Origin of the sequence: Notoacmeibacter ruber (genome assembly GCF_003668555.1) — a bacterium.
In the GTDB taxonomy this organism is placed as follows: Bacteria; Pseudomonadota; Alphaproteobacteria; order Rhizobiales; family Rhizobiaceae; genus Notoacmeibacter; species Notoacmeibacter ruber.
Genome location: NZ_RCWN01000003.1, coordinates 1 through 25,599, shown reverse-complemented (window position 1 = coordinate 25,599; position 25,599 = coordinate 1). Strand labels below are relative to the sequence as shown.

General features: G+C 57.9%; 29 protein-coding genes and 1 pseudogene. 8 read left to right on the top strand and 22 right to left on the bottom strand.

Going from position 1 to position 25,599, the window contains the following annotated elements:
- Window positions 1–76: 76 nt before the first annotated feature.
- Window positions 77–961 (top strand): ArdC family protein, encoded by an 885-nt coding sequence (locus D8780_RS15410; RefSeq protein WP_121646764.1) that lies wholly within the window; start codon window positions 77–79, stop codon window positions 959–961.
- A 134-nt stretch (window positions 962–1,095) separates the two neighbouring features.
- Here the strand turns inward: D8780_RS15410 and D8780_RS15405 are convergent, their stop codons facing one another.
- The 4 genes from D8780_RS15405 to D8780_RS15390 form a co-directional block, all read right to left on the bottom strand.
- Window positions 1,096–1,488, bottom strand: coding sequence for a hypothetical protein (locus tag D8780_RS15405; protein ID WP_121646763.1), 393 nt, complete (start codon window positions 1,486–1,488; stop codon window positions 1,096–1,098).
- Window positions 1,442–1,699, bottom strand: coding sequence for a hypothetical protein (locus tag D8780_RS15400; RefSeq protein ID WP_121646762.1), 258 nt, complete (start codon window positions 1,697–1,699; stop codon window positions 1,442–1,444). The genes D8780_RS15405 and D8780_RS15400 overlap by 47 nt, the downstream gene beginning before the upstream one ends.
- A gap of 319 nt (window positions 1,700–2,018) precedes the next feature.
- Window positions 2,019–2,615, bottom strand: coding sequence for a hypothetical protein (locus tag D8780_RS15395; RefSeq protein WP_121646761.1), 597 nt, complete (start codon window positions 2,613–2,615; stop codon window positions 2,019–2,021).
- Window positions 2,612–3,313 carry an AAA family ATPase gene (locus D8780_RS15390; RefSeq protein ID WP_121646760.1) on the bottom strand — a complete coding sequence of 234 codons (702 nt, stop codon included), beginning with the start codon at window positions 3,311–3,313 and terminating at the stop codon, window positions 2,612–2,614. Before D8780_RS15390 ends, D8780_RS15395 begins: the two co-directional genes overlap by 4 nt.
- 566 nt (window positions 3,314–3,879) lie before the next feature.
- Here D8780_RS15390 and D8780_RS15385 point away from each other — a divergent pair.
- From D8780_RS15385 to D8780_RS15370, 4 genes are read left to right on the top strand one after another with little or no spacing between them, the layout of a single operon-like run.
- Window positions 3,880–4,470 (top strand): helix-turn-helix domain-containing protein, encoded by a 591-nt coding sequence (locus D8780_RS15385; RefSeq protein WP_147440342.1) that lies wholly within the window; start codon window positions 3,880–3,882, stop codon window positions 4,468–4,470.
- A complete protein-coding gene (locus D8780_RS15380; protein ID WP_147440341.1) occupies window positions 4,442–4,756 on the top strand; it encodes a hypothetical protein in 315 nt (104 codons plus the stop codon). Before D8780_RS15385 ends, D8780_RS15380 begins: the two co-directional genes overlap by 29 nt.
- A complete protein-coding gene (locus D8780_RS15375; protein ID WP_199699668.1) occupies window positions 4,695–6,560 on the top strand; it encodes a relaxase/mobilization nuclease domain-containing protein in 1,866 nt (621 codons plus the stop codon). Before D8780_RS15380 ends, D8780_RS15375 begins: the two co-directional genes overlap by 62 nt.
- Window positions 6,553–8,571, top strand: a complete 2,019-nt coding sequence (locus D8780_RS15370) for a type IV secretory system conjugative DNA transfer family protein (protein WP_121646757.1) — start codon at window positions 6,553–6,555, stop codon at window positions 8,569–8,571. Before D8780_RS15375 ends, D8780_RS15370 begins: the two co-directional genes overlap by 8 nt.
- 11 nt (window positions 8,572–8,582) lie before the next feature.
- Here the strand turns inward: D8780_RS15370 and D8780_RS15365 are convergent, their stop codons facing one another.
- The 15 genes from D8780_RS15365 to D8780_RS15300 form a co-directional block, all read right to left on the bottom strand.
- Window positions 8,583–8,978, bottom strand: a complete 396-nt coding sequence (locus tag D8780_RS15365) for an XRE family transcriptional regulator (RefSeq protein WP_121646756.1) — start codon at window positions 8,976–8,978, stop codon at window positions 8,583–8,585.
- Window positions 8,979–8,988: 10 nt separating this feature from the next.
- Window positions 8,989–9,288: a type II toxin-antitoxin system RelE/ParE family toxin gene (locus D8780_RS15360; protein ID WP_425373658.1), complete on the bottom strand. Its 300-nt coding sequence runs from the start codon at window positions 9,286–9,288 to the stop codon at window positions 8,989–8,991.
- Window positions 9,289–9,380: 92 nt separating this feature from the next.
- Window positions 9,381–10,397, bottom strand: coding sequence for a TrbL/VirB6 family protein (locus tag D8780_RS15355; RefSeq protein ID WP_121646754.1), 1,017 nt, complete (start codon window positions 10,395–10,397; stop codon window positions 9,381–9,383).
- A gap of 18 nt (window positions 10,398–10,415) precedes the next feature.
- Window positions 10,416–10,826 carry a hypothetical protein gene (locus D8780_RS15350; protein WP_121646753.1) on the bottom strand — a complete coding sequence of 137 codons (411 nt, stop codon included), beginning with the start codon at window positions 10,824–10,826 and terminating at the stop codon, window positions 10,416–10,418.
- A gap of 162 nt (window positions 10,827–10,988) precedes the next feature.
- The gene (locus D8780_RS15345) at window positions 10,989–11,981 is read right to left on the bottom strand and encodes an ATPase, T2SS/T4P/T4SS family (RefSeq protein ID WP_121646752.1); all 993 of its coding nucleotides are present in this window, start codon (window positions 11,979–11,981) and stop codon (window positions 10,989–10,991) included.
- Window positions 11,981–13,309, bottom strand: a complete 1,329-nt coding sequence (locus D8780_RS15340; RefSeq protein ID WP_121646751.1) for a TraB/TrbI/VirB10 family type IV secretion system protein — start codon at window positions 13,307–13,309, stop codon at window positions 11,981–11,983. Before D8780_RS15340 ends, D8780_RS15345 begins: the two co-directional genes overlap by 1 nt.
- A complete protein-coding gene (locus tag D8780_RS15335; RefSeq protein ID WP_199699667.1) occupies window positions 13,306–13,998 on the bottom strand; it encodes a TrbG/VirB9 family P-type conjugative transfer protein in 693 nt (230 codons plus the stop codon). The genes D8780_RS15340 and D8780_RS15335 overlap by 4 nt, the downstream gene beginning before the upstream one ends.
- A 4-nt stretch (window positions 13,999–14,002) precedes the next feature.
- The gene (locus D8780_RS15330) at window positions 14,003–14,662 is read right to left on the bottom strand and encodes a VirB8 family type IV secretion system protein (protein ID WP_121646750.1); all 660 of its coding nucleotides are present in this window, start codon (window positions 14,660–14,662) and stop codon (window positions 14,003–14,005) included.
- Window positions 14,663–14,666: 4 nt separating this feature from the next.
- Entirely contained in the window at window positions 14,667–15,464 is a 798-nt protein-coding gene (locus tag D8780_RS15325; RefSeq protein WP_121646749.1) for a type IV secretion system protein, read from the bottom strand.
- Window positions 15,465–15,466: 2 nt separating this feature from the next.
- The gene (locus D8780_RS15320) at window positions 15,467–16,612 is read right to left on the bottom strand and encodes a lytic transglycosylase domain-containing protein (protein ID WP_121646748.1); all 1,146 of its coding nucleotides are present in this window, start codon (window positions 16,610–16,612) and stop codon (window positions 15,467–15,469) included.
- The gene (locus D8780_RS15790) at window positions 16,605–16,781 is read right to left on the bottom strand and encodes a hypothetical protein (protein ID WP_158598533.1); all 177 of its coding nucleotides are present in this window, start codon (window positions 16,779–16,781) and stop codon (window positions 16,605–16,607) included. Before D8780_RS15790 ends, D8780_RS15320 begins: the two co-directional genes overlap by 8 nt.
- The gene (locus D8780_RS15315) at window positions 16,778–19,153 is read right to left on the bottom strand and encodes a VirB4 family type IV secretion/conjugal transfer ATPase (RefSeq protein ID WP_199699666.1); all 2,376 of its coding nucleotides are present in this window, start codon (window positions 19,151–19,153) and stop codon (window positions 16,778–16,780) included. Before D8780_RS15315 ends, D8780_RS15790 begins: the two co-directional genes overlap by 4 nt.
- Window positions 19,128–19,406 carry a VirB3 family type IV secretion system protein gene (locus tag D8780_RS15310; protein ID WP_121646746.1) on the bottom strand — a complete coding sequence of 93 codons (279 nt, stop codon included), beginning with the start codon at window positions 19,404–19,406 and terminating at the stop codon, window positions 19,128–19,130. Before D8780_RS15310 ends, D8780_RS15315 begins: the two co-directional genes overlap by 26 nt.
- 9 nt (window positions 19,407–19,415) lie before the next feature.
- Entirely contained in the window at window positions 19,416–19,703 is a 288-nt protein-coding gene (locus tag D8780_RS15305; RefSeq protein ID WP_121646745.1) for a TrbC/VirB2 family protein, read from the bottom strand.
- Window positions 19,700–20,398, bottom strand: coding sequence for a lytic transglycosylase domain-containing protein (locus tag D8780_RS15300; RefSeq protein WP_245412435.1), 699 nt, complete (start codon window positions 20,396–20,398; stop codon window positions 19,700–19,702). Before D8780_RS15300 ends, D8780_RS15305 begins: the two co-directional genes overlap by 4 nt.
- A 517-nt stretch (window positions 20,399–20,915) precedes the next feature.
- Here D8780_RS15300 and D8780_RS15290 point away from each other — a divergent pair.
- Entirely contained in the window at window positions 20,916–21,206 is a 291-nt protein-coding gene (locus D8780_RS15290) for a hypothetical protein (protein WP_199699672.1), read from the top strand.
- A gap of 174 nt (window positions 21,207–21,380) precedes the next feature.
- On the opposite strand, the pseudogene D8780_RS15285 reads toward D8780_RS15290, so the two are convergent.
- The 3 genes and pseudogenes from D8780_RS15285 to D8780_RS15280 all read right to left on the bottom strand — a co-directional run.
- Window positions 21,381–22,495 (bottom strand): annotated as a pseudogene (locus D8780_RS15285) (IS3 family transposase); the annotation flags it as partial.
- A 373-nt stretch (window positions 22,496–22,868) separates the two neighbouring features.
- Entirely contained in the window at window positions 22,869–23,165 is a 297-nt protein-coding gene (locus D8780_RS15700) for a hypothetical protein (protein WP_158598532.1), read from the bottom strand.
- A 279-nt stretch (window positions 23,166–23,444) separates the two neighbouring features.
- Window positions 23,445–24,017, bottom strand: a complete 573-nt coding sequence (locus tag D8780_RS15280) for a recombinase family protein (protein ID WP_121646743.1) — start codon at window positions 24,015–24,017, stop codon at window positions 23,445–23,447.
- Between the two features lie 372 nt (window positions 24,018–24,389).
- Between D8780_RS15280 and D8780_RS15275 the strand changes: the two genes are divergently transcribed.
- Together D8780_RS15275 and D8780_RS15270 are read left to right on the top strand one after the other, a co-directional pair.
- A complete protein-coding gene (locus D8780_RS15275) occupies window positions 24,390–24,686 on the top strand; it encodes an AbrB/MazE/SpoVT family DNA-binding domain-containing protein (RefSeq protein ID WP_158598531.1) in 297 nt (98 codons plus the stop codon).
- Complete coding sequence (locus tag D8780_RS15270) at window positions 24,683–25,075, top strand: type II toxin-antitoxin system VapC family toxin (protein ID WP_121646741.1); 393 nt, start codon at window positions 24,683–24,685, stop codon at window positions 25,073–25,075. The genes D8780_RS15275 and D8780_RS15270 overlap by 4 nt, the downstream gene beginning before the upstream one ends.
- The last annotated feature ends 524 nt before the right edge of the window (window positions 25,076–25,599 follow it).

The following is a 25,599-nucleotide window of genomic DNA, read 5'->3' as shown; positions in this document are numbered from 1 at the left end:
CTGTTCGCCACGAGGCAATCGGACAGGACGCGCGCTTTGCGCGGCTCTTGCCCGACAGTCACAATGGAGGCCACAAATGGCGAACCCGAAATTCGATGTCTACCAGCACGTTACCGATGAAATCATCGCCCAGATCGAGGCGGGCACGCCGCCATGGCAGAAGCCGTGGACGGGTGGAACCGGGTGCGTTGCCATGCCTCGCCGATTCAACGGGGAGGACTATCGCGGCATCAACATTTTGATGTTGTGGGCGAGAGCATCTGCCAAGGGTTACGGGTCGGCGCGATGGATGACCTATCGACAGGCAAGCGAACTCGGCGGGCAGGTTCGAAAGGGCGAAAAATCGGCGACGGTCGTCAAATATGGGACCGTGGAAAAGGAAACCGATGACGGAGAAGACCACCGCATTCCCTATTGCCGCGCCTACCGCGTGTTCAACGCCGATCAGATTGAGGGTTTGCCGGAAGAATTTTACAATCGACCAGAGCCGGCGCGAAACCTAGGCACCGAACTAGACAGCCGCCTTGAGCAATATTTCGCCAGCACGGGAGCCGTGATCGAAACGAGCGAGGAGCCGCGCGCTTATTACAGCCTTCGCCGGGACATCGTTCATATGCCGCCGATTGCGACGTTTCATGATGCCAACGGTTACTACGGAACGCTGGCGCATGAGGTCACGCACTGGACAGGCAGCGCCCAGCGGCTCGACCGTTTCAACCGTTTCGCTGACAAAAAGGCGTATGCCTTCGAAGAGCTGGTCGCCGAGATCGGCGCTTGTATGTTGGCGGTCAACCTTGGCGTCACGCCCCGGTTTGACCAGAGCGCCGCCTATGTCGAGGGATGGCTGGCCGCATTGAAAGACGACAAGCGGGCAATTTTCCGCGCCGCTTCGGAAGCGCAAAAAGCGGTCGATTATATCGCCGCACAGACGGGCCAGGTCGCCGGCGAATTGGCAGCGTAAATCAAATGTCCTGCCGCGAATATTCGTGGCGGGACACTCGTTCCATCCAGATCATCGCCAAAATTGAACGGGCGGGCAAGAGCAAGCGCCCTTCCCCGCCCGTTCCGGCGCTACGCGCCATGCCGCTTTGCGGCTCAGCTTGATTTGCAGGAGAAGTTCGGCGCCTTGCCTGTCTCTACTGGCAGCACGACACCATGGCCGAAATCCAGAGTCAGAGCCGAATTGCCGCGCAGTCCATCAAGGATCGCTTGCCAGGTCTCCTCCGCCGCATCGTCCTTGGCGATTGCGCCTCTATGCATTGAAGCGGTCGCGCTCGTGCCATCTTCAAACCGAATGGTGACTGGCCCGGAACGGTCATCATCTCCGCCAGCCTCTATCCGAAGATTGCTATAGGATCGGGTGAGATAGGCCATGTCCGGGTCGCAAATCAGATGAAGCGTTATTGGTCCGGATTTGACGCTGTAGACATCGAGACCGCGTTCAATCTGGTGCGTCCAGCTCGGGCTTGCCGCCAGTGCCGGTATCATCGTCAGGCCGATCGCCGGGATTGCGGCCAATTTTGCAGTCTTTCGGATCAAGGGGCTCATAGATCACATCTTCAATCGTATCGGAGAACCAGCCGTCCTGCTTCTCTCCGGTGTTCCACTGGTAGAGGTAGCCGACATGTTCACGGGTTGAGCGTTTCAGGATGCGGGCAACGGCCGCGCCGTGTGACTTCTTTTCATTCGCCATCGTCATTGGACCTTTTTCGAACCTCGCACGACCCACTTTTCCTGAATGGATCAGGGGCGGTAAGCCGCGCTTACCCCCCTGCCATGTGGCGAACATGGAAGGATGGGGGTGAAGCCAAATCGTTCGGAGTGGTGCGGCCGCAGCGCAGCGAGGCACGGTTCGACCGATTTGGCTTCAGGGGGAAGGAAGCCAAAACTCCTTCCCCCTTTCAAGGCAGGAATGAGGTCCTAAGGTGGCGGTATTGAAATCTTTTCCCGACGAAAGTGCTATTTTTACCGCAACATTTATTTGAAAATATATATTATATATTGTATCTTTGATGTTTTCAGGTCTTATTGGCGAGCTTTTTCTTTTGATCTTCGATCAAATCGTCGAGTTTTTGCCGAAAATGTGGTTCGAATTGTCCGCGAAGCATCGCCCCGTCAGACTTGAAATCAAGCGGATCGCCCTGTCGATGTAGTTCTTCCAAAACTTCAACGGGTACCTCCTTCGATGTCCGATAGGCATCGACATATCTGGCGCGGTCATCATCGGAATAGTCGGAAAAGGCCGGCTTCGGTGCGAAGGAGGACAATGCATTTCGCCCGGCCAGGCGGATCATATCGGCGAGCGGCAGACCTTGATCGGCGAGAACCTCTAGTTCGTTGAGTTGGTCGTTCGTCGGATAGCCAATCAGGGTGACGCGGCGCACCGCCATCTTGTCGCCGGTCTCTACGGCTGTAGCGGCAGAGCGTGGCGGCTCTTGAACCCTCGCCTTCTGACGTCTGGCGGATGGCCTGGCGGGTGCTGGTGCGGGGTTGGTCTCGAGTTTGCCCGCTGCGGATTTTGTCTCGGCCGCGGGCTGGTCGTTAAAGCGGGCGTACTCGCCACCAAAGGACTGATTGGGATCGGCGTCGGAGATTTTGATCGTCGGCTTTTTCATTTTTTAGCCTCCACCTGGCTGAGAATCGTGCAAGCCTCCTGCACGGCGTCATGGAAGTGCTTAGCGTGCGTGCGTTTGAGCGGATTGGGATCGTTCTGAAGTCTGTCGGCGAGTTCAGGCAGAAGGCCGCCTTCGAGATCGACGGCTTCGTGTTGGACACGCTGCATGAAAAGCTCATCAATCACCGGGAACCGTTTAAGAGCTTCGCGTGCAACGTCGAACATTGATTTGCTGGGCTTGCTGGGCATCCTTGCAAGGACCACGCGAAACGAGGGAAGCAGTTCCGGTTCGTCGACGTGTGCGCGAAGGTCGCAATAATAGTTGAACGTGTCGGTTGCGATCTGCAAATCCGTGGCCGATGGCATCATTGGACAGACGAGGTGATCGCTTTGCCCAACCAGTAGGTCCGCCCATGAACCTGCCGCGCCCATCGTATCGATAAAGATATAATCGATCTTTCCGGAAGCTTCGGCTTCCTCGATCAGCGGTTCCAACTCGGCGGGCTTGTCGATGCTTTTGACCGCTACCTTGGGGTTCTCGTAACCGGTTCGCTCCGCCCACCGATAGAGCGCCTTTTGCGGGTCGGCATCAACCAGGACGGATCGCTTGTTCTGCGACAATGCCGCCGCTGCCAATGCTCGTATCAGCGTGGTTTTACCGCTACCACCCTTTCGCGTCAGTGCCGTGATGACCTTCATTGTCGTCGATCTCCAGGAAGGAGCGATGCTCCCATATCAGATATTGCATGGCGCATCCTACCTCTTGCATATTTCAGTTCCCTTAACACATCCGGCATTTTGAATTCCGCATATCGAACTTCACAGAACACCATCCGCAAAACGATTTTCACGTAACACATAACGAATTCTGGAAATCAAATTCTGCACAATCAATTTAACATGACACGTAACACATATTGCACCTCGATAATCACGTACCGATTGTTTCATAACGCCTAACACATAACACATTACCCGAATCACAAAACACGAAAGCCATACCGCCTATCACATAAAGCGTATCGCAAATAACGTATTCCGCTTCCCTTATCAGCGTGGCCGGTACAGCGTATCACGTATTACATAATGCATATCTCCGATGTCGACGCGTAGCGCGATGAGTTGTCGGTGAGCCGTGTTCGCCTCACCGAGGGCGGAATACACACCTTCACTTCTCATGACGGGATCAGCCCGGTCTTGAGGCATAGAGAGAAGGTGTGTATGGGGGAGAAGTTGGCAGGAAATAAGGAGCCTATGTTCACTCCGTGAAAAAGCCCCGACTTCTCCCCCATCAACGTTTAAAGATTGTCGCGGAACGCACCAGAGGCGTGTCGCCGCAAGCCCTTGCCGATCGTTTTGGCGTCAGCGTTCGCACGATCCACTACACGGTACGGAGTGAAAAAGAGCGTCGCAGGGACAACGCTTCCCGCACGAGGCAGGTGAATGTGACGCTGACTGAAGATGAACTCGCGGCCTTCGACGCGGCTCTCAGTCGTCAGAAAGTGAGCAGTCGTTCGGAAGGATTGCGGCGCTTGATCCACGCCGCGAATGGCATGTTCGTGTCCGATCCTGCGCTTTCTGACGATCTTAACAGCTATCGGGTGGCCCTGAATCGGGTTGGCAACAATGTCAGCCAGATCGCAAAACGGATGAACGCGGCCAAGCTCCGAGGTGAGCGCCTGCCATTCAATGACGACGATTTGCTACAAATCAGGAGCCTGGCGTTGATGGTGATGACGTTTGGCGACCAGTTGCAGGGGCTCATTCAGCGGCAACGCGAAGGGCTGTCTATCGAAACAACAAAGGCGCTCAAGGAGTTTGCCGACGATGCTGAACCGCAAAACAGCGATGTCTGAGAAGAAGATGACGGCGGCCGAACCTTATCTTGCCGCTCATGCCAATGTGTGGCGGGCGATCGACCAGCTTGCGAAGGAGGCGGGTCTAACCACGTCGGGCCTGGCCGTGAGGGCGGGGCTCAACGCCACTGCCTTCAATGTCAGTAAGCGGGTTGCGAAGAACGGTCGCATGCGTTGGCCATCGACGGAGACGGTGTTCCACATCTTGGCAGCGACGAATCGTGATGCGTACGACTTCGCCGAGCTTGTTCAAAGACAAGCGCGTGGCGATGGTCATGGTGCGTAGCGATGCTGTCGCTGCCGTCGCCGGCGAACTGTTCGAGGATGGCTGGTCCAAAATCCGTGGCGCGGGGGTAAGTGCGCGTTCGCAGGGCCGTCGCCAGCAGCAGATTGCGCGTGCCGCGCGGGGGCATGCGCCGGCAGTTTTTAAGCCGGTCAGGGGAGGGGGCTGCCGTACGCGCTCGCAGCTCGGCAATCAGCTCACCTATTTGACGACAAAATCATCTCACATCATCGACAGCCGGAGCCAATATGATGGCCATAAGACGCTGAACGACAAGCAGATCAGTGACCTTGTTGAGCGTTTTGCGGGTAATTGGGACCGCGCGACACCGAAGCTCGGTCACACCACGCATATGATTATGTCGTTTCCGATCGGCACGCGAGGCGAAGATGTGCGTGACATTGCCGGCGACATCTGTGAGAATTTTTTCATGCAGGAGGGACACCAGTTCGATTACATCGTGGCTGTCCATGAAGATCGGGCTCACCCTCATGCTCATGTCCTTATCAACCGGCGCTCAGCCGAAGGTGAGCTGTTTTATTTTGGCCCGGACCATCACTTCAACTACGATGATTTCCGCATGGCGATGGTCGAGACGGCCGAGCGGTACGGCGTTCGCCTCGAGGCAACGCGGCGGCTCGACCGCGGTGTTCATACCTACAAGCCAGCCGACAAAGAGGTCTACAAATCCAAGCGTGAACAGCGCGGTGTGCAGGAGCGAGATCGACGCGGGTCGGATCATGCACGCGCTGTTGCGGATATTGCCCGAACGAGCAGCCTTTATCGCGCCCTTGCTGCCGAAGCGTCGGCCGAAAATCGCGGCGATGTCGCCAAGGCCCTGAAGCAAGCGGCCGAATTGCTCGAACGCGGTGGCCAACTGAAATCCGATGGAGAAATCTACATGGCTGAGGGACAATCCTTTGAGGATATGACGGGACGTTTTTCCGAGCTGGCCATTCGCGCCCAGGAGATGGTGGAACAGGCCGAGCCGAACCGGCGCGCGGCGCTGGAGCGGGAATTGAACGACATTTACGCCGGAGTCGCGCATATGCAGCCGCTTGGTCCAAATTCCGATCGCTTACGCGAGGAACCGACCGAAACGGGCGTCTATTCGGAAATCAACATCAGGCGCGGCAATATCGGGCGGCTATCGGGTTCGGACGTTCGGGGGCGGATCGAAGCGGCGGTGCAGGGCACATCCATCTCGGCCGACGATGTTGTGTCCCGGCTTGAGGTCGGCGCAAACAATGCCGCGCTGGAACGTCAATGGATGAGCGACGATCTGCAAAAGATCGCGCAAGGGGAGGGCCTTGACCTAGACCGGCGCGACCATCTGGAACGAGCGATCGAGCGGCTGGACAGCATTCACGTCAGCTTGGGCCAGGCGCTCAAGGATGCGGACATCGTCCGCGACGCTGGCGTTGCCGAGGACCGGGAGGAGCTGACCGAGATCGGCGACCGGGCAGGCGTGACGGCAAATGTTCTGTCGGCGATGCGGCGAGACAGCGCAATCGACCCCTTCGGAGATGCCACTGAGCGGCAAGCCTTTAGGGACGAGATCGAGGACCGTCTGAGCGCCGAAGAGCTTGAGGATCTTCGCGCCGGCAAAGAGAATGTCCTAGGCGATCTTTCCGATAACAGGCTCGACCGGCTTTATGCCGTGAAAGCCTATCTGCAATCGGATGAGACGACGGCCAACAGTCCGGCAGTGAACGAAATTGTACGCGAGATCGCCGATACGGAGATCGACACCATGCGCGAGCGCCTGGCCGAAACCGACGGCGAGAAGGGTGAAACCCATGGGTAAGAGCCGGTTCGTTACGGCCGCGCTTTGCCTGACGGCGATCGGCGCGGCGATGGGTTATGTCATCGCCGACGCCTTTCTGTTCTACCGGACCTACGGCTTCCAGAACGACATCGATTTCCTATGGCTCGCGAGAAATTATTTCGCGTTGCAGTCAAGCCGGCCCACGGACTTCATGACCGCCAATCTCGTCATTGGCGGTTTTGCGGTTGCGGGTCTGCTGCTCAGTTCGATGCTTGCCGGCGAAGCTTTGACACGGTTCGGTCAGACCCATTGGCAAAGCCGGCGCGAGATGAAGCGAAATGGCTTCTTCGGCGCACTCGGCACGGGGTTTGTCCTGGGCAAACTCGGATCGCCGAAAAGCGGGGCGCCGCTCATCACATCAAAGGTTTTTCCGCATGCGCTCGTCGTGGCCCCGACAGGGCGCGGCAAGACAGTCGGTTTCGTCATTCCGAACCTTCTGTCGTTCAAGGGCAGCGCCGTTGTCCTCGATGTCAAAGGCGAATGCTTTGACGAGACCGCCCGCCACCGCCGCAATCAGGGCGATAAGGTGTTTCGGTTCGCTCCGACCGATTGGCAGAACAACCGGACGCATCGCTACAATCCGTTGCTGCGCATCTATGAGCTGGACAATCCGCATCGCCAGCAAATGGAGTTACAATTGCTGGCAACGCTGTTCCTGCAATCGGATAATGACCGGGTTCAGGGCCTATTGAAGGGCGGTATCGATCTCTTCGTTGCCGCTGGGCTGCTGGCCTTCGAACGGAACAAGCCGACCCTTGGTGAGATTTACCGGATTACGGCTTCAGGCGGCGACAAGCAGAAGGAATATCGGCAGCGTCGCCATGAGGTCCAGAACCAAGCGGCCCGGCTAATTTTCGAGCGGATGGCCTCGACCAATAACGACACACTGACCTCTTATGTGTCGCTCTTGATGACATCGGGCCTGGACCAATGGTCGAATCCCGCGATCGATGATGCGACATCGCAGTCGGATTTCGACTTCCGGACGATCCGCAAACGGCCGTTCACGGTCTACCTTGTGGTCGAACCGTTGATGGTGAAGCCCCTGGCGGCGCTGATCCGGCTGTTCTTTTCCGATTTGCTCGCCGCAATGCAGGAAAAGCAGCCGGGGGCGGATGAACCCTGGCCGGTCATGATCCTGCTGGACGAGTTCAACCGTCTCGGCAAGATGCCCATTGTAGTCGACAGTATCGAAACGCTGCGTTCTTATCGCGGCCATCTTGCGATCGTCACACAGACGATTCCGGCGCTGGACGAGATCTATGGCGAAAACACGCGGCGGTCATTGCAAGGCAATGCCGGCGTGAAGCTTTATCTCACACCCTCTGACGAAAAAACGGTCGAAGAGCTGAGTGGCGCGGTCGGTAAGACGACGAAGCGGGTTGTGACGCGCTCACGGTCTATCGGCCGCAATCCGTTTGAGGGACGCAGCACATCGGAGCGCACCGAAGAAAGCTCTCTGCTTCCGGAGGATGAGGCGCGGCGCATGCCGCTTGATGATGTCGTGCTGGTGATTGATGCACAGATGCCGATCCGCGCCAAGCGCATCAAATATTTCGAGGACAGGACGTTTCAAAAAATTCATGCGGCGCAGACGGGCGAGTTGCCGTTGCCCGAACCGGCGGCGGCCGAGAAAGCACCAGAAGATACGCTCGGCGAGCCTCTGGCGGATGGCCGCAGCGCCGATCAGCGCGTTGCCGAGACGCCGGCGGCGCGTGAGCCAGCTCATGAGTCAATCGAGGACGCAGTTCAAACGGCGGGCGTTGGCCCCATCGTGGCGAGTGCTCGCAAGCGTCGTTCACGCATCATTGCCGATGAACAGACATCGTTTGATTTGGCGACGCAGACCGAAATGAAATTCGATGTTAGCGCCGTCGAGGACACGGCGGAAAATCGAGACGCGTTGGAGATGGCCTCTAATAGTTTGTCCGCGTTGCTGGCGCGAGAAGAAGCGCAGGGTCAGACAGTGTCGAGCAGCGCTGCTGAGTAAGCTGAAACGATCTAGTTGGCGGCCTTTTTTGTCTGTTGTCCTACAGATGCTTTGATCCGCGATTTGACGGGTTTGCCGTTGTGCAGCGGGATTCGGGCAGTCGTTCCATCGGGGAAATCGGCGACAATCTTCAGTTCGCCACCCATGCCGCCGACGTAGCGTTCAAGCGTCTTGAGCTTCATCGCCGCAAGGTCCGCTTTTTCGACACGGGATATGTCGCCTTGGGCGATGCCCGTTTTTTCGGAAAGCTCTGCCTGAGTGATTGAGAGCACCTTGCGGATTTCCCTCAGGTGCATCTCCTGGGCCATGGCGTTCGCATCGTCCATGATGCGAGAGCGGCGCTCCTCTGGCAGACGGGCTATACGTTCGCCGGCGTTCTCGAAGTCGGATCTCTTCAGTTTTGACATGATGTCTACCTCAATCGTTGTCGGCCATCAGCCAGTCATCAAATCTCTGGTCGGCAGTCGCGATGAGCTGCTTATAGAACCGCCTCTGGTTTCGTCCTTCCTTATTGCCTCCCACGAGGACGATGGCATTGCGTTCAGGATCAAACGCAAAGGCAAAGCGCCACACGCCATCCAGTTTGAAACGCAACTCCTTCATATTGGCATGGGCTGAGGCGTTGAGCCTATCGACTCCCGGACGTCCGAGATTTGGCCCGAACCGTTCGACAAGCAGGATCATCGCATCCAGTTTGTCGGAGACCGGATCAGGCAATTCTTTGCGCTCTTTAGCGAACGCCGGGTGTTCCAGAACTGTCCACGACATGCCGGAATATAAGCTATGATCTATATAGCGTCAAACAGATATTATTTGCTCTGTTTCGAAAGACGCTGATTGCGGGCCATCATGCGTTGCATGGCCTGGCCCGCCGATCGGGTAGTTGCACCAACGATCTCGGCGTTCGATCGCATACCGCGACTGTAGCGTTCCTGCGATCCCTTCGTATTCAAGAGACCTGCGCCGAAGTACCGACTTTGTTGAATGGTGGGCATGCCGAGCGGGACCATGGCGGGCATGACCACATTGCCGGAAATGCTCCGGACGATGAAGGGTGTGGCAAGGATGAAGCCCTTGGCCATCAGGATCATCATGAAGAAGGGCAGGAGCGCGCCAATATTGGTCGATGCGGTCGGAGCTCCGAGGCTTGTTATCAGGCTACGTGATACGCCTATGATAGTGGCGAAAATGCCGGCAACCACCACTGGATAGAGCGCGAAAGAGATCGTGGCGCTCAGCCAACGGAGGAAGTAGTCCTTGGTCGCTTCGAACAGCGTCAGAAAGATCATCAGCGGGGCCAGCGCGATCATCAGGGTGACGACGAGGCGGGCAAAGACGAGGATGAACGCCGCCAGACCGCCAAGAAGGCCGATCAGCAGCAAGCCAAGCGCATCGATCAGCGCGCCCGTCATCCAGTTCAAATTTTCGCCGACAGCGTTGAGATATTCCGTCATCGTTTCAAGAAGGCGGTCAAACTCTTCGGCAAACGTCCCTGACGCGCCCGTTTCACCGCCGCCCACCGATGAGACCAGCGCTCCGGAGACGGAATCGATGCCGTCGAGGACCGCCGACGAGAAGGTGTCGAATTGCGCCCAGCTCTGCGCGAAGATCGCGACCAAGACCATCTTGACGCAAAGCCAGAAGGCTTGCCGCCCGTCCATTGATCGAACCTGGAGCGCCATATTCACGAAAACGAGCACGACGACGAGCGAGCAGGCGACTGTTCCGAGGTTGCCAATGGTAGCGGCGAGTGCCCCGAACTGAGACTCGGCGGCATCGTCCAGAAAGCCGTCCGCCGTTTCGACCAGGTAAGTGACGAAACCCATGCCCGAACTCCTTTTCGCCTACCAGAGGCCGCCTCTGTCGCAAATCGCCTTAGCCTGGCCTCGCAGAGCTTTCGCTCGCGCTCGGATTTTGTCTTCAACTTCGAACCCGTCGCGATAGGTCAGTTCAGAAAAATTCTCTGTGTAGACCTGCATTGCCCGGTTCCACTTCGGAAAGCGAACTTCACACGAGCAGTCATCGTTTTGGATGACAGCCTCGTAGCTTTGAATTTCGTAAATCTTCTGGAGAAGAATGCCTTTCCATGCAGCCTTGATGTTCTGGTTGCCTTCCCACTTTGGTTCTTTCGGACGATCCGGGCAGACACGATAAGTCCGCTCCATCGTGATCGTAAAATCCATGAAATCGTCGCGTGCTGCGGCGGCATTCGGGGCAGCGATCAAAACGGCTAACGTCAGGATAAGCGGCTTCATTGGGCGGCCTCATCAGGCAGAGGACGCTTGAAAAAGAAGTGACCATCGATTGAGCTTAGATTGCAGGCGACAGTGACCAGCTCCCAACCGGCCGCACCAAACTGGTCCAAAAGCGCTTCGGCTTTTTCCGGCTCCCGTGCGTCGTTTTTGACGACCCTGTATTCAAACCGCATCGCGCATGTCCTCCTTGGCCTGGCCGGGCAGATAGAACTCGGTGATACCGCGCTTGCCATCGGCGCGGCCCGTCTGGATCACCACGTCGATCGAGCTTTCGATGTAATGGATCATGTCAGCATAGGTCATGGGCAGGTCCGCCTTGAGCGCGGCGATCGCGAGACGCTGAACGGCCAGTTGCGGCGTCTCCGCATGGAGCGTCGTCATCGAGCCACCGTGGCCGGTGTTGATCGCTTCCAGAAACGTCATTGCTTCGCTGCCGCGAACCTCACCAAGAACGATCCGATCCGGGCGCATGCGCAGCGTCGCCGTCAAAAGCGCGTCTGACGACAAATGCGGCACATCGCGATTGGAAATCAGCGTGACGGCGTTCGGCTGCGTCGGCAGCAGTTCCGCCGCCTCTTCGATCGTGACGATGCGCTCATCATCGGCGACATAGGAGAGGATTTTGCGGGCAGCGACCGTCTTGCCGGTCGAAGTGCCGCCAGCAACGATCATGTTCAGCTTGTGCTCGACACAGAAGCTGACACTTTCCTCAATATCGCCGGACTGGACCACTTGCCGTAGTTCCTGATTGCGATCCTGGCGCTGCTGTTCCAGGCTCCGTTCCTTGCCGTAGAGGAATAGCAATTCGATGTCGTCGAGCGACAGGCGCGAGAAGAAGCGCAGGGAGATCGACGCGGCCGTTTTGACGACGGGATCGACCATGACCTGAGCGCGGATCGGCCGATCGCGGTAGATGATGCTGACCGATACGATGGGTTTTTCCGGGCCGATCTTCGTATTGGCGGCCGAGGCGATATGCCCGGCCAGATCGCGGAGCTGGTGCGGCTGCATTCTGGTCTCTAGCGGCCGCATGAAATGATCGCCCTGGAACTCACCCCAAAGCCAGCCATCAGGGTTCAGACAAATCTCGATAACGTCATCGCGCCGCGCTTCCGGAATCTGATCGAGCGCTTTTTCCAGATAGCCCGTTCGCATCAGAATATCTCAAGGTCGCGATCGACCATGACCGTGACCGTCGCCCCTTGATCGACGTGGATGGTCGGGCCGATCGACAGATATTCGCCAACGACATTATCGGTCGCATTTTCGGCATTGCCGCTTACGTCATCGAGCGCATCGGATGCATCGTCGTTTTCGAGCGAGGCTGTCGCATAGGCTGATCCCGCACCGATGAGCGAAATCAAAGCCGCCGAGCCAAACCGTTTGGCGAAGTGCGTATCGACAAAGCCGGTGACGCCCGAGCGGCCAAGTTCGTCACCGCCAAAAGCGCTGATTTCGACCGTCTGATTGGTCGGCATGATGATGCGGTCCCAAGCAACCGTAATGCGTTCCTGCGCCAGCTCCACTCCGGATTGATAGCGGCCGAGAAGGCGCGAACCGCGCGGGATGAGAATGCGGGTGCCATCGTGAGAATGAACATCTTCGGATACGATAGCGCGGACATCGCCGGGCAGGGTGCTGTCGATCGCCGTTTCGAGGGCGGCCTGTATCATCGTTCCTTGCGGAACGGTATTGGCCGGATCGCCGCTCGCCGCTTGCGTCACTTCGGCCCGGGCCGCACCGTTGCGCACGAAGTTGGTTGCCGAATCCAGCAGGTTTTCGGCAGCTTCGGCGGCAGCGGACGTTGCTCCGCTCGTGCCGCCATATGCGATGCTGTCGCTATCGACACGCGCCTTGAAGAACTCTTCGGCCTCGCGCCGCCTCCGTTCCAGTTCGGCCAGGCGCGCATCTTCGGCACTGGTATGGATCGGAGCCGTTGGCCGATTGTTGAGCTTTGCCAAATCGAGATCGGCTTGAAGCTGGCGCATCTGCCGATCACGTTCGGCAAGCTGACGCTGAAACTCCGCCTGTGCGTCCTGATTGGCCGCCTGCAATTGCAGCAGCTCATTCGTCAGCCGGGTGATGGCTGCGTCCTGGGCGCTGTTGTCAGGTGCGGGCGCTGGTGTGTTGCGTAGACGTTCAATCTCTTCCTGCAAAGATTCGATGCGCGCCAGCAGCTCGTCATTGGGGTCTGGTGCGACCTCCTGGACCACGACTTGCGGAGCCGGAGCAGGTTCCGGCTTTGGAAATGGCTCAATTTCTCCGAAGCCTTCGCCTTCGGCCTGAAACTCTGATGGCTGACTGGTGGCAAATTGCGTTTCGTCATCGTCCTGCAGAAAGAGGAAGGCGAGAAAGCCGAAAAGAGCAATCAGTGCGATGACCGCAATAGCAGCCAGCGGCGACATGCGCGAAGCGCTGCGCTTTCGATCACTATCGTTCTCAAGCGCTTTCAGCCGCTCGTTAAGATCGTCGCTCTCGCTCATTGAATCACCCCACCCTGAATGCAAACTTCCTGATCGCCAAGGCGCAGCACCCAACGGTCATTGATGCCGGAAACCCGGATCACATCGTTTTCGGTCGCCATGGCGTTGACGGATCGCTCATTGCCTTTCGACCAGCGGAAAATCGCCGGAACCGGCGCGTTGGGCGCGAACTGGAAATAGGTGAAGGTGCCGTCATCCCATATCGCGGCGGGCGTGATTTCGACGTCGCCACTGGAGCCATAGGCATAGTTCGGTGAGAGCTTTGCGATGGCGTGTTTGTCGTCGGCCTTCTTCGTCTCCGGATAGGTGAAGCGGATGACGTAATGGGTCGGCGCTTCGGCCTCCGTCACGCTGAAATAATAGCTGCGCTGATTGGTATAGACCGTGATGTTCGTACTGACGCCGACAGCGGCGGGCTTGATGGCGAAGGCCCTTCCGCCCGGAACACCGTCGAGCTGGAACCCTTCGGTGTCGCCGGCGACAATCGAGCGGATGGTTTCGCCTTTCCCGAACTCAATCGTCGTGACATGCGTCAGCGACACGCGAACGCGATAGACCTCGCCATCACGATAGGTCGCATTGCGGACGCGGGCATCATAGGGGCCTTTGCGGGGGTTGTATTCCGCATGAGCGCTGAACGCACAGAGCGTCAGGCCGAGCGAGACGGCCGCCATCACGAACTTACGCATCGTCTTATTCCAGCTTGTCGGAAGTCACGGCGTATTCGACGACCGTGAAACCGAAGGGGTTACGCCACACTTCATCGATCTTGCGGCTGCGCTCGGGGCGAAATTCGAACATGAGCGTTGCCGTGAACGAGCCGGTCTGCGTGCCTCGCTGTGACGCGAGACGCTTGCGAAACCGTACCTGGGCACGGTTGTTGGTTATCAGATTGATTGAGCCAACCTGCACATCGAGGCGGGCGTCATTGCCGTATTTGTTCGGCGGATAGTTTTCATGACCGCTCGTCCAGAGCTGGCGAAGAGATCCTTCGGCCGCGCCAGCGGACATCGCCAGAACCCGACGGACCCGCACGTCATTGTCGAGCTGGTTATAGGTCTCGCGCAAGCTGACATAGCGGTAGACTTCCGACTGGATAATGGCCGGATTTTGCGCAAGCGAGACCGCTTCGACTCTGGCGTTCGGCAAGGCGACGCCGGTTTCGCTGTCGAACGGAACGACGACGGGCGGCGGATCGACATCGAGGATCGAAACGGCAGCAGCGGCCAGGCAGCCCGTGACACCAAAGAGCGCGCCAGCCAGCCCCAGCCCCTTCCAAAGCCTTTCACGGCGCCGGGCGCCATAAACCAGCTCTTCCTCGATAAATTCTTCTTTGGTGACGGCGGCGGTCATGCGTTCATTCCAGATCGGGGAGGGTGAAATCCATGTATTTCTGCTCTTCGGCGATCGTCGCCGCATCGATCACGCCGCCCTGGCCGATACCGGCTGTCTGCGTGGCGATAAGCCGTTGGATCGAAATGAGCTGGATAACGGCTTCGGCCGTCACGCGCGTATTGTGATCCACGCTTTCCTTGAGCGTCGTCATGTCGGACGTCATGCCGACCAGATCTTCGATCCGCTCCATGCCCTGCCCTGCCTCGTCATGGCTGGTCTGCGCAGCCGCGGCCATCACCGCGCCGGATGAAGCGCGCGTGGCAACGTTCTTGGCACCGGCATTGCCGCTGGACGCCATTTGGCTGAGCGTGTCGGAATCGAAGCCGGCTTCTTCCAGCACCTTTGTCATCCGGCCTTTCATCTCGCCGGACGCATCACCAATCAGACCCGTGAAATCGCCAGTCTGGACCTTCTGAATGAGGTCCAGAACATCGCTGAACTCCTGATCGAGAAGACCGTTCAGCCCGTCGCCGTCCATCAGCGCCTGAACAATGTCGGTCGAGCCGGTTAGAGCGGCATAAGTCTCCTTGAGCTGGTCGATCTGCTCTTGCAGCTTTTCGATCTGCTCAACCAGCTTGTCGAGCTGGTCGGTCTGGATGCCGTAGTCCTCAAGCATCTGCTGGAGCTGCTTGATCTCCTGCGCAATGTTCGTCGCGTCGATTGTCGGCACGCCTTGCGCGAGCGCCATCGTTGGCGCGGCAGCGAGGCTCGCGGCAAGTAGACTTCCGTATGCGAGGTCGCGAATGGTTCGCAGGGCCATGGTCACAAATCCTCCAGGGTAAAATCCATGTATCGACGTTCGGCCGCCATGGCGGCGGCCGTCGCGATCTGTTCGGCGGAGAGCGGTTGAATGTTGACCGATTGCAGCCGCGCCCACATGGCGATCGCGCGGCCCAATTCAGCCCGGGCGAGCGTATTGAGTGAAAGCGCCTCATGGACGTCGCTTGTCGTTTCGATCCGCTCGATGATCGAGATGGTGCGCTCCGCCATCGCTTTGAGCGAGGCGAGGGCATTATTGGCGTAATAGGACGCGCCGGCTCCGGTCAGACTGACATTGGAGTTGGCCAGAAGACCGGGCTCGATCGTGCCGAGCGCATCGATCCCACCGACCGTTGCCAGATAATGATTGTAGCGTTCGGGAATCACCTGAACGTAGTGCTGGGTTTCCTTGAACGGCGGCACCCCGCCATATTTCTGCACATTGCCGGGACCGGCATTATAGCCGGCGAGGGCATGGATGACGTTGCCGCCGAACATGTTCAGCATTTTCGCCAGATAGCGAGCGCCGCCCGTCACCTGCAAATAGGGGCTATCGTAATAGCCCGGAAAAATGCCGAGGTCTGATGCAGTGCCTGGCATGATCTGCGTCAGGCCGAACGCACCGACGGGGGATTTCGCGCCGATGGAAAAGCGCGATTCCTGCCAGATGAGCGCTTGTAGAAGGCAGCGCCATTGAACCACCGACAAGCCGGCCTTACCAACGCCGGCGAGGCCATGAGTTTCCTTGGCGACTTTGATAATCAGCTCTTCGACCGTGCCGGAGGCATCGCCGAACATCTGCGGCGCGCCGGGGTTGCTGTCTTCGGTCGCATAGAGCGTTTCAGCGGCAGTCTCTTCGCTCGTGCCCGCTTCTATGGCGTCAATCGTGCCGGCAACGTTGGTGTCGCCGAGCGTCAAGGCGCTATGGATCGACTTCAGCTCGTCAAGCTGCTCCTGCTGGATTTCCAGCAGGCGCTGCGCTTTCAGAAACTTGTCCTTCTGAATCGTGAGATCGGCGTCGGCCTGGCCGATGATCGCTTCACGCTGAATATGCTGCTGCGTGTCGGTGACAGGCACGCCCTGGCCGAACGCTGCCACCGGCAGCGCCAGAGCGATGCATGACAGGAAGAAGGTTGCGGCCCTATTCATTGTCGAGCCTTTCGAAGGCCGAAACCGGGACGGGCTCATTTGCGACCGGTTCGAACGTGCAGGGTCCGTCCGTCTCGGCGAAGCCGAAGCATTTCGCGGTGGAGGGCCGATGGCCACAGCCGGCAACGAGGCTCAGCATCAGAAGCGACAAAAGTGCCGGTTTGGTCATGACAGTCTCCAGAAATCGGGTCGGTCGCGATAGTCAGAGCCGACGAGCTGTTCGCCCTTTTCCATGCCACCGAGAATAGTCAGCAGGGGGCCGAGCGCGCCAAGGTCGGCATCGACCACGACCGATCCGCGATCGTCGCGGACCAGACCCATGCGCGAATTGCTGCCGGAGTTCAGAAGCACGTCCAGTTCTTTGCTGTGCAGATTGAGCATCTGATAATCGTCGGCTTTGGCCCGGATGTTCGGCAAAAGAACCTGCGTCGGCACCGCCTCAACGATGGTCTTTCCGGTGCGGGTTCGCTCAAGCTGGCTTGCATATTGGGTCATCATCACGACAACGGCGTTCTGCTTTCTGGCCGTGACCAGCCAATTGTTCAGCCGTTCAGCGAAATAGCTATTGTCGAGAGCCTTCCATGCCTCATCGATGAAGATAATGGTTGGACGCCGGTCCTCGATTTCCCTTTCGACACGGCGAAAGAGATAGGAGAGGACCGCCATGCGTTCCTTCTCGCTTTCGCTGTCGAGAATGCCGGTCAGATCAAAGCCGACGAGATCGCCTTCCAGAGAAAAGGTGTCCTCGTGGCTCTGCCCGAAAATCCAGCCATAACGGCCGTCTTCAGTCCATTCGCGCAGCCGGTCGAAGACGTCGCCGCCATCATCGGCCGACGCAAACAGCGTCGCGAGGTCCGACCAGTTGCGTAGATCCTCGTGGGCCTCTGCATTCTGGCGCACCGCTTCCTGAATCCGGTTGATCTGTATCGGAGCTAATGGCTTGTCGGTGCGATGGATAAGCGCCGCCAGCCAGTCGGCAAGCCAGGCTTGGCCCCGCAGGTCGGTTTCGGTGCGCAGGGGGTTAAGGCCGGTGGTTTCGCCCGCCCTGATCGCTGCATAGCGCCCGTCATTTGCGCGCACGGCCATTTCCATGCCGCGCCGGTAGTCGAAGACGAACATGCGCGCGCCTGTTCGCCGTGCCTGTGTCATCAAGAAAGCTGCCAGAACCGACTTGCCCGAACCGGGGCGGCCCATAATGAGGGTGTGACCACTCGTCGGCTCGGCGTCCGGCGAGCCTTCTTCGTGGAAGTTGAACCAGAAACCGCCCCGATCGATGGTCGGGAACATTGTGATCGGCGTTCCCCATGGAACGCGATCGCCCTTCTTGCCCTTTTGCGGACGGTGAAACGCTGCAAAATCGGCGAAGTTCTGGTTTGTGACGGCGGCCTTCCTGCTGCGCTTCAATCCATTGCCCGGATGCTGCGCAAAGAAGTGCGTCTTGGCCGCGAAACTCTCATTGACGAGAGTCATGCCTTCCATCGTCGCGATGTTGCGGATTTCCGCGCCAACGCTTTCGAGCTGGCTTTCGCTTTCGGCAAAGACACTGACGGTCATGTGGTGATGGCCAAAAGCGAGCCGGCCCGTTTCCAGATCGTCCAGTGCATGCGGCATCTCTTCCAGAAGTGATGCGGCGCCATCATCGCCCGCGCGCCGCAAACGCATCTCGCGCTTGATCCGACCCGCCATGACGTTCGAGTTCATCGTCGTGAACGAATGGGTGATGACCATATCGATTGGCAGGTTCAGCTCATCGAACATGGTGCATTCGGAGCGGGCCGGATAACTCTTGACGGCAAAGGTCGTGCCGACACGGTTTTGCCCGGCTCCTTCCGAAAGATAAAAATTCGCGCCTTTGAATGTGACGCGGGTATTGGCGACGTCCTGGGCCAGATAGCCATAGGCCGAACCGCGATAGAGCGGCGTTTCGTGTCCTGTGTTGAGCGCCGCCAGGAAGCCGAGCAGTTCGCCCGCATCGGCTGACAAAAGACGCGGGTTCATGTCCGAAAAGGTCGAGCGCAGGAAGTTCGTCACTTCGCGCAGTTTGCGAAGCGCCTTGTCTGTTTCGCCGCGCAGCGCCGCGATCGACTTCATTCGTCGGAGTGGAACCTTCTGGCCGAGCGCCGGTCGCTTCATGACCGTCAAAGTCAGGGTCTTTTCGCGCAGCTCTCCATTGTCGAGATAGGCCCGCCAGCGCCGATCGACCACCGCCGCGAAATCATCGCCATCGACCGGTGTCAGGCCGTGTTCGACAGGCCGGGAGACCTTGTGGACATAAAAAGCGTATTCCGACCCGCTTTGCGCGACGATCCGTGCGAAGAGCGCTCGGGTCTTGTCCAGAAATTCATCATCGGTCGTATGACTATTGATACCGTCGAGGCGAATGCACTGGAACAGTTCATTGCCGCGCGTCCGCACGGTCGTATCATCGACCAGCGACACGTAGGGAAGCAGCGAAGACAGACGTTTTTCCTTGGCGATCCACGCCGGCAACAACGCCTCGTCATAGGATACGAGACTATGGCCCATAACTGTCCCCGCCATGCTTCTTGCGGTTCGCGGTAGGCGGCGTTTCCTGCAAGGTGGTCGCCACCACGTCGATGAAATGAGGGTCCCAGTCCGCCGCTATCCAAAGCAGCGGATAGGCGGCCGCCGCTATCACCGCGACGAGCCAGTTCTGAATCCAGAGAAAGAGCAGCACCGAGCCGAACAGCCAGATCATCGTGTACATGATCGGCAGCCCAAGAAGCTTGGGCGGCTTCACTAAACCAAGATAGATTCGGGACTGCTCAGCCATGAAAGTCGCTCAGCTCGACCAGATCGCCGCAACGATGGTCGGGGCGGCCGCAACGCCGGCAATGGCGATCACGGTCCACATGGCTTGGCGGAAGTCCAGCACACCGAACAGCCAGGACAGAAAGACGCCGATCAGAGCGAGCGTGCCGATGACGATGCCGAGGGGGCCGGTAATCGTATCGACGATGCCCTGCAGAAGGTTTTGTACCGGCGACAGATCGACGCTCTGTGCAAAGGCCGGCTCCACGACGAGCAGCGTCAAAGCCGCCACCGCCATTACGTAATTAAGCGCTTTCATGATGTTTCTCCTTGAAGACGCGCGACGACAGCCATGACCTTGACGACATGGTTCTGCGTTTCGGGGTAGGGCGGGATGCCCTTATGATCTGAGACCGCACCGGGGCCGGCATTGTAGGCCGCGAGCGCCAGTTGCGGATTGCGAAACCGGCTCAGCATCAAGAGCAGGTAGCGAGCCGAGCCATCGAGATTTTGCCGCCAGTCATGCGGATCGACGCCGAGCCTCGTGGCAGTGTCCGGCATGAGCTGGCCGAGACCGATCGCGCCGACATGGCTGCGCGCGGTCGGGTTATAGGCGCTCTCGATTTCGATATTGGCCTTGAACAGGCGCAACCAGTCGCGAACGGTGATACCGGCTTCGCGTAGAGCGGGATGGGCGCCATAGCGCAGAGCGGTCGCGTCGATTTCGGCCAGAATAGTCGGATGTGCTTCGGGTGCCGAAGATGCAGCCTTTATCGCCTGCAAAACGGCCGCCGGTTCCTTTTCTTTGGCCGCGTTCCGGTCGAACAGGAATAGGCTGCGGTCGCCTTGCTTGGCGTCCGCGCCATAGATGCGCGAGAACTCCGATTGTGGCGCCTGGCGTTCCAGTCGGCCCGCTTCGCCCATGACGAATACGATGCCGTCGGCTTTGGCGATGATCGGTGTGAGTGTCAGCGAGCCTGCAAGCAGCCACGCCAATCGGCGGGTCTTAATCATCACCCCTCTCCCGAACAACAGATTGCATGACCGAGCCCTTGCGTGTCGGAAGGCACACATTTTCGATCCCGAGGCCGACGAGCAAAGAGATCAGACCTGTCGCCGTCCTCAGCCGGCGAGGTTCGATGCTGCTATGAGGAAATGTCTTTAGCGCGCGGTGCGAGACCAGGGTGTAGTGTTCGCCGGTCGCCTGATCGACCGCACGCAGGCTCCACCTGCCATTCCACATCGATTGAGCCGGGCGAGCATCTTGCTCGCACACGACCCAAATTTGCATTCCATCTTGAAGAAGTTGTCGAAAGCGAACTTCGACAACCGGTCGACCCACAGCGATCTGCATGGCCCCTCAGCCCCAATATGTCAGGTTATCAAAACGCTGTTTTGAAACAGAACGATATTTCCGTTAACGGTGGAGCGAGTTGGGATCAAGAAAAATATTTCTAGCTGATGTGCTAGGCTGGGCGGAGCAAGCGACGGGACATTAACGTTTCGTTATTAGGAAATTCAAGGGGTCCGAATGCTGAAACACATCACCTATAGTATTGCAATTTATGCATTTATCTCGATTCTGCATATTGATGTTGCGATTGCGCAACAATGTGTCCCGCCTGAGAAGCCATTCGTACCGTCGGACGACCAGGCTCTGAAGCGGTATGCAGATCTCATCCAGCAATCGTTTGAAAGCTACCTCACAACAATACAAGACTATTTTATGTGTCTTGATCGAGAGCGGCAGAGAGCGTTTGAAGAAGCGGAGGAGGTGACGCGGAGCTATCAACAGTTCAGACGCCATATGGACAGCGCTTGACGCCGCCTAGCTAACCCTTCCAAGTACGCCGGCATAGCATCCGGTGCGGCCTATCGTATCTGGCCCCAAAAACCGCCTTTATCAAAGGCACCCCGGGTTCTGTCCGTCGTCAGAACATTTGGCACAACTCGCGGCGTAGATCAGCGGAGTGTGGGCCTCGTCTTGGATTTATGTTTAGGCGGCGAGCTTGCGGTGTTGCAAGCGCCGATGTTCGAGTGTCTTTCGCTTGATCCTTTCTCTTCGTTTGATGATGGCGGCAGCCCTGCCGAAGTAGGCATCGGCGGGTGTGACGTTGTCGAGGCTCTCGTGGTAGCGCTGGTGGTTGTAATGCTCGACGAAGGCCTTGATCTGCTGTTCGAGATCGCCCGGCAGGAAGTAATTCTCCAACAGCACACGGTTTTTGAGCGTCTGATGCCAGCGCTCGATCTTGCCTTGGGTCTGTGGGTGGAAGGGTGCGCCGCGCACGTGGCTCATCTTGTTGGCGTCGATGTATTCGGCCAACTCGCTCGCGATGTAGCTGGGGCCATTGTCGCTGAGCAGGCGGGGCCTGTGCAGCACATTGGCGTGGTTGCAGCCTGAGGCTGCCAGTGCCATATCGAGCGTGTCGGTGACGTCCTCGGCTCGCATGGTGGTGCAGAGCTTCCAGGCGATGATATAGCGCGAGTAATCGTCGAGCACGGTTGAGAGGTAGACCCAGCCCCATCCGATGATCTTGAAGTAGGTAAAATCGGTCTGCCACATCTCGTTGGGACGGGTGGTCTGCGTGTGGAACGCCTCGGCGGCCTTGATCACTGTGTAGGCCGGGCTGGTGATCAGATCGTGGGCCTTCAGGAGGCGATAGACCGTGGCTTCCGACACGAAGTAGCGCTTCTCGTCCGTGAAGCGCACTGCTAGCTCGCGCGGGGATAGATCGGTCTGCTCCAGCGCCATCTCGACGATCTGGTCTTGGATATCGTCTCCGATGCGGTTCCACACCCTGCTCGGCGCTGAAGGGCGGTCCTGAAGCGCCTCCGGCCCACCTTCGAGGTAGCGGTCATACCAGCGGTAGAAGGTCCGGCGAGCAACGCCGAGCTGGTCCAGCGTGCGTTTGGCGGGCAGGTGCGACTGCTCGACGATCCGGATGATCTCGAGCTTTTCGGATGCGGGATACCTCATTCGTCGTCTTCCCCATCCGCGATCATGCTTTTTTTGAGCAGCCGGTTCTCCAAAGTGAGATCGGCCACGCACTCCTTCAGATCGCGCGCTTCACGGCGCAGACCCTTCACCTCGTCCGTGGTCGCAGCACGCGCAGGATGGCGCAACCTGCCCTCGGAAAGGCTGAGCATCGGCGGAGATCCCGAGGGCCCCCTGCTGTATCAAAGTGCCGCGGCCGATGGCGTGATCCGAGCAACCCTCGGCAAGCAGGGATGACGTGAAATATCCATCGGCACGATCGCCGGCGAGATCCTGCCAACGCGACGGCCGCTCGCTCAGCGGCCGGCAAAGCCTATTCTCAACGAGGGTCGCCGCCCCGATCTCGCTTTTGCCCGCAGTGAACTGGGGAAAGGCCGCGAAGTGCTTCTTCTCTGGCCATCAGGCACGACACTGCCGGGCGGCGAGACCCCATTTCGTGTCGGCGCAGCCTTCAGGGAAAGTGACGATCCGGCTGTCTTCGGCTGGTCCTCAACAGAATCCGAACCGATAATTCGAACATTGCCGATAGACTGCCAGCTTGTGGCCGCTTCCTCCAGTCCCTGCTTTATCGCATTTTGATTGGCGAATGGGAGCCATTTTGAAGTCGATGAAGCGGACAATTCGCCGAAAGATCGGCAATTTCATCGCACTTGACAGGAAAGCCATGCCTAAACAGGCCGCGACCGGCAAACTTTCCGATGCCTGCATCGCGGCAGCTTTCCATTGAGAGTTCACCGAAACCGGACTGACCGTTTCCGGCCCCGATCTTGCCGGCCCGTCCACCATCTCGATCCGATCCATTGGGAGAGGTTGGGTGCTAAACGAGATGACGAGACCACAAAATCGATAGTTCACGCTATATCGGTAGCCGATGCTTGGATCATTGAAGGCGTCTTCGGTTGGCTGTTGGACGAAATCGGGAAGATCTCCGCCTCGTGGCGCGAAAGATTGGGTTATGAACAACTGCGAGCGGAGCCGCCTCTCTCATCAGCCTCAACGCCGGGGTGAATGGCTCTGGCGGCGCAGCACTGACATGCCAACCACCTTTCACAGTACACTCTCTTTTCAACCTTCGCGAGCGCGCGTGATCGTCAGACGACTGACGCCGTATTCTCGCGCAAGGCTTGCGATCGAACGACCATCAGCGAGCTTGTCTGCGATGGATCGCTTCTGCTCATCTGTGAGCAGCGATGGACGGCCCAATTTTCTGCCCTGCGCCCTCGCCCGGTCCAGACCAGCCTGCGTACGTTCAATGAGAAGATCGCGTTCGAACTCTGCAACGGCGTTTATGACACCCATTGTCATCCGTCCCGCCGCGCTGGTCAAATCAACACCGCCTAGAGCCAGGCAATGAACTTTGATGCCGAGTTCATCGAGTTGGTCGACCGTCTTTCTGACGTCCATCGCATTGCGGCCTAGCCGGTCGAGCTTCGTGACCACAAGGATATCGCCCTCCTCCAATCGATCGACAAGTTTTGAAAAACCTGGGCGCTCAGAAGAGGCAATCGATCCGGAGATGGTTTCCGTCACGATCCGCCGGGGCTGGACACTAAAGCCGGCTGCTCGGATTTCGTCAAGCTGGTTCTCTGTCGTCTGTTCTAACGTGGAGACACGGGCGTAGGCGAAGATGCGAGACATGAGAACTCAGATTTCTGAAAAGACTGTACCATAAACGTACGCGATTTTTATGAGCATGCGCAATAGATCGGTACGCTAGTTTCTGAGCCTGCCTTCATCTTGATGCTCAGAAACGGTCGCTTTTGCGCATGGCATCGAAAACAGAATAAGGCAACGTGCCATCTAGTGACCTTGCGGCTAGCCTTGTGGGCATTACGAAATCATGAGCATGGAAATTTTCTCAGCCATATGAAATTTATTAGGTCAATAATCAATCTGTGCCATACTTTTCTGCAATGGCTATTCATCGCTTTTTGGGGCAATTATGATCTGAGAGGATTTTTCGCCTAAACCGCACCATGACTGATGCAGACCCTTCATGAGGAGAATGGGATGAAACTCTACGAATTGCTGATGCAGGAAAATGGTCGCGTCGTATTGCCGGCAGACCTGCGTCGATCACTGGGCCTCGCAAAAGGCGACAAGGTCCTGATCGAAGCTGATGGCGATGCAATTACATTGACCACCGCAAAACTCCGCCGCAAACGCGCCCAGCTCATCGCCAAGAAATATGCACGGCCTGGCGTCAGCGTCGTCGATCAGTTTCTTGCCGAAAAGCGTCTCGAAGCCGAGCAGGAAATCGATCGAATTGAGCCTGGCGACGAGTCTGACGGAGGAGCCAATTCATGAGCGCCTGCGTCATCGATACATCGGCTATTCTTGCTTACGCATTCGCTGAACGTGGTGCCACGAAGGTCGAGCGCTGGATCGATGCCGGGGCGGCAGTATCGACCCTGACAGTGCAGGAAGCCATCTCGAAGTTCTGCCAAAGCTGGATGAGCCGATCGGAAGCAGAGGAGCTTATACTTTCTCTAGGGTTGAACGCAGTCGCGCTTGATCTCGAACTTGCTTTCGCAGCCGGAGCGATGTTTGCACTCACTAAGCCGTTTGGCCTGAGCCATGGAGATCGCGCCTGTCTTGCGCTGGGACAGAAGCTAGGTGTTCCAATCGTCACCGCTGATAAAGCCTGGTCGAAGGTCGCCGGCACCCTTGAGGTGAAAGTGGAACAGTTTCGCTGATCTAAATCGCGCCTACCGATCTCCCCACCGGAAAAGGCAGGTGAACGAACGTCTGAAACGGGGGCCGAAAGCGGTCCGGCTGGTTTACAGGGAATGGCTTGCTGAAGCCGACGTTCGGCTGTCATCCCTATCGCGGAAATTCCGCTAGCCAATAGCTTCATCCAGTTTTCCGTTTATAGGTACAGCTTCAGGCGGCAATCGTTGATGCTGCGACTCAGATTGCAGAGGAAGCATGTTGGCTCGAAGCGATTATACTTTTTGCTGCGGATCATACTACCGAAATACTGCCGAGGGGTGGGCATCAAGATGAGCGTGGCTGACGAGATCAAGAAAAACTCTTCCGAAACTTTCGGCATGAGATGGACCGTGCGAGACGGTCAGGTCGTCCCGGACGCGAGCGTCTCATGGCCGGACGTATAATTCTCGATATGCTTACATGCGCGCGAGAACGTCATGGAGCCGCATCGACCCGTTGAAAGGACGAACACATTGGTTTGCTGCTTATCGTTCACGCTAACTCAGCC